This window comes from Okeania sp. SIO2F4, from assembly GCF_010672385.1.
In the GTDB taxonomy this organism is placed as follows: Bacteria; Cyanobacteriota; Cyanobacteriia; order Cyanobacteriales; family Microcoleaceae; genus Trichodesmium.
Window position 1 is genome coordinate 1 of sequence record NZ_JAAHGT010000490.1, and the last position, 7,119, is coordinate 7,119.

Genomic DNA, 7,119 nt, shown 5'->3' on the forward strand with positions numbered 1-7,119 from the left:
ACTCAAAATTTCTCAGTCAACTTAACAGTTAATTACCATTTTTATTTAGGGTGATTAAATTTCTGTTTCTGTGGATGAAAAGGAAGTTGTAAAAATTTAAGCTTTCCCTAGATTATGGTGAGCAGTTAAATCCTTAAGAGAGGGAAATTTAGTTGAAATATTAAATCTACTTCCACAGGAATTAGCTAGTTCATAAAACTCAAAATTTCTCAGTCAACTTAACAGTTAATTACCATTTTTATAAGTAGCATATAGAGAAGATAGCTTCTGCAATAATCCTAGACTCTTCCATTCTAGATAGACCTAATTTTGTCAATATTTCTATTATGATAATTATGGAGCTTTACAAAAATTTATAAAATGAACGGAATTACAGCAAACCCAACTTTAAAAAATCAGCTAGACCAGTATACCTGGAGCTGGAAAAGCCACCAAATCCAATATACTGTCATGGGAGCTGGACAACCCTTAGTCTTAATCCATGGTTTTGGAGGTTGTATAGGTCACTGGCGTAATAATATCCCTACCCTCGCTGCGGGGGGCTATCAAGTATTTGCCCTAGACTTACTGGGATTTGGAGCATCTTCTAAGCCACCCATAAATTACAATCTTAAACTTTGGCAAGAATTATTATACGACTTTTGGAGTGAACATATCCAAAAACCCACCATATTTGTTGGCAACTCCATAGGCGGATTACTGAGCCTAATGATACTTGTAGACCACCCAGAAATTTCTAGAGGAGGAATTCTCATCAACTGTGCAGGAGGCTTAAACCATAGACCTCAAGAATTAAATCCGCCACTGAGATTCATCATGGGAACCTTTACCAAATTAGTCAGCTCCCCAGCTTTCGGACCATTTATTTTTAACCAAGTCCGTCAAAAACATCGTATTCGCAACACTCTCAAACAAGTCTATATCAATAAAGAAGCCGTCACAGAAGAATTAGTAGAAATAATCCATCGTCCCTCCTGCGATGCTGGAGCGCAAAAAGTTTTTGCTTCAATTCTCACTGCACCTGCTGGACCTCATCCCTCAGAATTATTACCCAAAATTAAAGCACCACTATTAGTAATCTGGGGAGAAAACGACCCTTGGACACCAATATCTGGTGCAAAAATTTATCAAGACTTAGCGGACAAAGGTGGATCTATTCAATTTAAACCAATACCAAATACAGGTCATTGTGCCCACGATGAAAGACCCACAATAGTTAACTCTTTGATTTTAGATTGGCTCGCCCAACAGTGAAACTCACGAGTAGGCAAGACTTTCAAAATTTATCAAAAAAAAATTCCTGAAAGTAGTGACAAAACGAGTCTAGTAAGTTAGACTATCTACCGTGTGAGGAGCGAATCAGCGAGAGCATCGAGACGAAACACGGCCAGTCGTCGATGCTCTTTCTGAAAAAAATTCTGTTAAAAATCTCTAGTGAAATCAAGACACTATCTTTGTGTCATTTACTTTTTGAATATTTTTAAGTGGTGTTGAGGACAATTAAAAAGCGGTCATTTTTAATGACCGCTTTTTTAAATTTCAATTAATTTTGATACATCTGTATCAACCTATCCGATAATTAATTTCAAACCTTTGTAATCCTTGGCTAAAAATTTAGTTTCCGGAGATGTCTATTGGGGATTATAGCTTTCTAACTCTGTTGGCATCCAGTCAGTAGTAACATATATATGCCCTAACTCTTTACCCTGATAACTTCTTTTAGCAAACCGCCACCCAGGTTCAAGAACAATCTTAGTAAATCCATTTGCCAAACCATAAGTTCTACCAATGAGTAGTCGTGGTGCATTAGAATCAACACGAGAAATACCCATCAGTCGTATATCACCCCCACTCATTTGTAAAGAGAGAGCATAGTCAAGAGCTAGATCCGTACCTGCCATTCGGATAGAATAACCATTACTGTCGGTAGCACGCCCACAAATACCTGTAAAATCGAAATTTAGTAACAGGGGATCGACCAAGGTAGGGCGATCGCCACTTTCACTCCAGCATTCTCTTGCATCGGTTTTTTGTTCCAAGATGAGCAATTGTGGCCCAAAAGCACGGGGGACTGCAATTGCAATGTATCTAGACTGCTCAACTTCTTTTTGGTCAAAGAAATTTGCCTTTGCTGGAACAATAAAAGATAAAGTCAATAACCCTAAAGTTGTAAGTGCAGCTATAGACTGGTTGAAGAAAGTTTTCATCTGTCTTGTTTAGTCTGATTTTATATAACTTCAATAATATAAATTTTAGGAAATTTTAGAATTTATTTTCATACTTATGCTGGTATTTGTCAAATCTTATCTAGCCCAAATTCTCTTAGTTAGATAAAATTTTGTATTTTTGTAAGCATTCAGCTATTTAGCAGTCAGCTCTCAGCTCTTTAATGAATCAAGCAATTATTCCTTTAATTTATAGCACATTTTCAAGCCATAAATTGAAATACAAAAACAACTATTTTGAGTTGTCAACCCATACAATAATTGTGTTGTGGGAAATGTATATTTGTTTCGGAAGCTGATAGCTGATACGCGATGTGCTGAATGCTTACGTATTTTTTTTTGAGTTTCTCAGTCTTTGAGATTTAGATATTAAAATTTGTTTTTATGTGAAATTATGATTTATTTGACATAGAAAAAATAGGATTAGTCTAGTTTATTTCCGATTTTCAGTAATTGATAATTATTCAAATTTCCACTTCATACCTTCATACAGAGTTGACATTTGAAATGTGAATAGAGAATTAAATACTTGAGGGAATAGTTCAATAATTAATAATTAGCTCTCCTTAAAAAAAGAGGATTGACCAAAATGTTTTTTTTCTTCTCTTGGTCGATTGGATATGGCGAGGTTTCCCGAAGAGTGCAGAGCCACTCCGCTTTTCATGTCGCGCAGCGAAACGCCATCCCATCCTACTCCAAGCTCCGCTTTTCATGTCGGCGATAGCCCAAGTGCGAAGTTGTGCGCTAGCTAAACGACCGCTTTTTTTTCCTTAAAAGGAGAGACTTTAGACCTTAATTATTCGGTAACAAAGAATAGGAAAAAATGAAGATAAATCAGAGATTTGTGTGATTGAAAATATGGAAATCTAATTTTACAGATAATTTGACAACGCTATATATAACTGCCCAATAAATTACCAGAAGAGAGCTTTGTTTTTTCTACTACAAAAAAATTTATATATGCCTGATATTAACTCTGGATAATTAGTGTTCAAAAACCTTTTTCCTGGCAACCTTGCTGCAAACCTTTACCTTGCTGCCTTTTGCCTTCTCCATTCTGGCTTCTATTCACTAAAGTGTAAGTTTTTCACCGAATATGATATTACTTCCGGTGGTCTCTCTTCATAACTAATTCATGTCAACTAGATTTAGTATCAAATATGAATCCTTTCAAACAATTAACAGCTAACAATATTTTTCTACTTAGGAGCTGCTGAATAATTTTTTGGTTCCGAGAGACAAGAGACAATAGACAATAGGCAAGAATATTTTTGAAGTTTAAGAGGAGTAAAATCTTTCAGCAGAATAATTCAACTTCTGGATTAGTTTTGAAAGATTAAACTTCTAACTTACCAAGAGATTAATCAAGAATTATTTTCAAAACTTTAGTGAATTAAGGTTTCAGAATTATTCAGGAAGCCATACTTAGAAAAAATTAGTAACTTATCTCTGTTTGACCACAAACACTGAGCAGTTTGCCTCAGCAATAACCTGACTACTGACAGACCCCTGTAAAATCCGATTTATACCTTTTAATCCACGACTACCAATCACAATTAAATCTGCACTATAAATATTAGATAAGCGCACAATTTCTTCAGTCGGATCGCCAATAACAACCTCTACTTCAGTTGTACAAGGAAGCTTTTCTTGGTATAATTTTAGCTGCTTTTCAAATTCCCCAAGAAAAATTTTTTCCCTATCAGACTGAGGTTTATCTACTTCCAAATCAGATTTTTCCATAGCAACCACATGAGATAAAATCACTCTCGTTTCTGATGTTAAGTGAAATTCTGTCAATGCTTGAATAACTGTCTCTAAGTCTGACTGTGAATTATTAAGAGCGACAATAATTGTTTTAAAGGCCATATAAAAGAGTATTCTACCATTTGGACAAATATTTGCTACCAATCACTATTCCATGTTCTGTGTGCCCTCTAAACACAGTTTTGTCACATTATTTTATTAAATTGGTATTAGAGAAAAGAAATATAAAATTGAGGTTTCTCAAGAGAAACCCAGTAAACTTTGAGTGAATTCAGTTGCAATTAATCTGCTCTATAAAACTTAGAAAAAACTTAATAAAGCAAAATTTTAATGTTTATTTCCTGCATCACTCCAAACTGTCAGGACTACCTTGGTCAGACAGACTTTCTACCGCAGGAGCCAAAAGCCAACTTTACAATGGATAATGGATAATTGATAATTGATAATTAATCCCCAAAGGTTTAAAGTCTCTCCTTTTAAGGAGAAAAAGCGTTCGGAAAGCGCAGCGACTTGAATTGCGGAGCTTTCCGTAAGGATGGGATGACGAGGGAACCTCGCCATATCCAATCGACCAAGAAAAAATAATATTTCCTTATATTTAATTCCGTTACGGTTTTCCTTGAGGTAATTATCCATTATCAATTAATGAACAACCTTGATACTGGCATTAACATCCAAGTAACCTTAGGGTATCACCAGCTTCAAACTTGCTTGAAAATACTATATTTGACTGACATATTCTCCCGCGATCTAAAGATTCTAACGGGAGTCACCTGGCATCATTTATAAATTTTTACCATCATTTTCCTGACTAGTTGTTTCTTTTTTTACCCACTCTTGTTGTTCCTGCTCCTGAACTTTCGTCCTCAGTCTCACTGAGTTAGCATGAGAAGGCAAACCCTCAGCAGTAGCCAATACATCAATAGCAGAAGCAACCTTTTGCAAAGCATTAGGAGAATATTGAACCAAACTAGAATGCTTCATAAAAGTTTCTACCCCTAATGCCGAAGCATAACGAGCAGCGCCAGAAGTCGGCAAAGTGTGATTTGGCCCTGCTAAATAGTCTCCCACAGCTTCTGGAGTTGAATAACCAAGGAAAATAGCACCAGCATGGCGAATATTTTCCAATATATCCCAAGGATCTGAAACTTCTAATTCCAAGTGTTCTGGAGCAAATTGATTAGAAAGTTCAGCAGCAGCTTTCAGAGATTCAACCACCACCACCAAACCATAATGGGCGATCGCCTTTTCTGTCAAAGTGCGACGTGGATGATCCTGGAGTTGTCGTTCCACCTCTACCACCACCTGACGTGCTAGTGCTGAATCTGTAGTCAATAAAATAGCAGCAGCCAAAGAGTCATGTTCTGCTTGAGCCAACATATCTGCTGCCAGATGAACCGGGTTAGCCTGAGAATCTGCAATAATCAGTACCTCTGAAGGTCCAGCCAAAGAATCAATACCTACTGTACCATAAACAATTTTCTTGGCCAAAGTTACATAGATATTACCAGGCCCAGTAATCACATCCACTTTTGGGATAGTCTCAGTACCATAAGCCAGAGAACCTATTGCCTGGGCCCCTCCGATTCGATAAATGTCTTGAATACCTGCTTCTTGAGCAGCCACAAGTACAGCAGGATTAATTTTTTTTCCTTGAGCAGGTGGTGTCACCATAACAATCTTGGGGACTTTAGCCACTTTAGCAGGAATAGCATTCATCAGAACTGTACTCGGATAAGCAGCCTGACCACCAGGAACATAAAGTCCAGCTCTATCAACAGGAGTATAGCGTTTGCCCAAGACCACCTCATCATCACCAAACTGCACCCAGGACTTAGGAACTCGTTGTCGGTGAAAAGCTTCTATCTGTTTAGCAGCCAAACGAATTGAACTTAATAAGTCCTTATTTACTTGCTGATAAGCCGCATCTAATTCTGAACCACCCACCTTTAACTCTTCTGGAGTCAAAGTGATATGGTCAAACTCAGAAGTATAGTGTAACAGAGCTTCATCACCTTTTTCTCTAACGGAGCGCAAAATTTCTCGCACCGTTGTTTCTTTATGAATAGCCATATCATCGTGGGTACGCTCTGTGATGCGTTTTAATTCAGCTTGTGCCTCAACCCACTGAGTAATTATTCGCAGCATAGAGATTAGGAATGCCAACTAAAACTAAATAAAGTTCGCGATGCGCGAGGGTAGTTTCAGAAACAAAAGAGTTCGATCAACATTAAGACTATATCTATATAATGTTAAACAGTGATAAGTTAGAAATAAAATGCTTACTCATCGCCAATTGTCTTGTAATGACCCTGATTTGATCTAGGGGCAAAAGTCAAACAATTCTCTCAGTTTCCAAATTACCCATTACTCTTTGTTATAGCGTGAAGTCGCAACACTGGCATCTTTAATACTTTGTGACATGAATGTTGAAAGTATCTTAATGTCAGCAGAACACCCCCCATAGAGCTAGGTTTAGGGAAAAAGTGGGTTTAGCGGGGTATTTCAATTCCGATGGAAATGCCAAATCATACCAAAGTCATTAAATAATGTTACAAATAAATAGCTAGTGCCACTATGGGGAAGTCAAAAGTTAAAAGTATTGATTACCAAGGAGGGTTTGAAGATTTTGTGACTTGTCGGTTATTTGCGCCATCCTGGACTAATTGTATAAATTAAGTAGATGAGGTGTAGGGGATATGGGTAGAGGGTTAAAGAGGATTCAAAAAAGTACCTTGTACCTTTTGAGTGGCAGATTTGGTATCAGCTAAGATAGTAACCCATAAGATTTGTCCCCCTACCTACTGGTGTCGCACAGCTAAAATATTGCCAAGCTTTTAGTGGACCGACACACCTTAAATGGTGCATTAGCCTTTTTGACAATCACCCCATCACCCCGTCATTACATTCCTCCACCCCCACATTTTCTAATGCACATTTTTAGATGAAACAATCGAGTAGTGGACCGACACACCTTAAATGGTGCATTAGATGGGGAGGGTGGGAAGTGTGGGGAGTGTGGGGGGGGTGGGGAGAAAAAGACATCTATATACAAAAATCTATTGCACAGTTTTAGCTGTGTCAGTCTAGTAGGTTGGGTTGAGGGACGAAACCCAACAACAATCTT

General features: G+C 37.5%; 4 protein-coding genes. 1 reads left to right on the forward strand and 3 read right to left on the reverse strand.

Features of this window, described 5'->3' with window-relative positions; translation table 11 throughout:
- The first annotated feature begins 360 nt into the window (after window positions 1–360).
- On the forward strand, window positions 361–1,254 hold the full coding sequence (locus tag F6K22_RS25570) for an alpha/beta fold hydrolase (protein WP_293104486.1): 894 nt from the start codon (window positions 361–363) through the stop codon (window positions 1,252–1,254).
- A 377-nt stretch (window positions 1,255–1,631) separates the two neighbouring features.
- Here the strand turns inward: F6K22_RS25570 and F6K22_RS25575 are convergent, their stop codons facing one another.
- The 3 genes from F6K22_RS25575 to hisD form a co-directional block, all read right to left on the reverse strand.
- Window positions 1,632–2,207 carry a DUF3747 domain-containing protein gene (locus F6K22_RS25575; RefSeq protein WP_293104489.1) on the reverse strand — a complete coding sequence of 192 codons (576 nt, stop codon included), beginning with the start codon at window positions 2,205–2,207 and terminating at the stop codon, window positions 1,632–1,634.
- Window positions 2,208–3,668: 1,461 nt separating this feature from the next.
- A complete protein-coding gene (locus F6K22_RS25580) occupies window positions 3,669–4,094 on the reverse strand; it encodes a universal stress protein (RefSeq protein WP_293104492.1) in 426 nt (141 codons plus the stop codon).
- Window positions 4,095–4,775: 681 nt separating this feature from the next.
- Complete coding sequence (hisD, locus tag F6K22_RS25585; RefSeq protein ID WP_293104495.1) at window positions 4,776–6,140, reverse strand: histidinol dehydrogenase; 1,365 nt, start codon at window positions 6,138–6,140, stop codon at window positions 4,776–4,778.
- Window positions 6,141–7,119 lie beyond the last annotated feature (979 nt).

Bases quoted from the DNA above. Each gene is read 5' to 3' on its own strand.
- F6K22_RS25570 (WP_293104486.1), top strand. From the start codon at position 361: ATGAACGGAATTACAGCAAACCCAACTTTAAAAAATCAGCTAGACCAG.
- F6K22_RS25575 (WP_293104489.1), bottom strand. From the start codon at position 2,207: ATGAAAACTTTCTTCAACCAGTCTATAGCTGCACTTACAACTTTAGGG.
- F6K22_RS25580 (WP_293104492.1), bottom strand. From the start codon at position 4,094: ATGGCCTTTAAAACAATTATTGTCGCTCTTAATAATTCACAGTCAGAC.
- hisD (WP_293104495.1), bottom strand. From the start codon at position 6,140: ATGCTGCGAATAATTACTCAGTGGGTTGAGGCACAAGCTGAATTAAAA.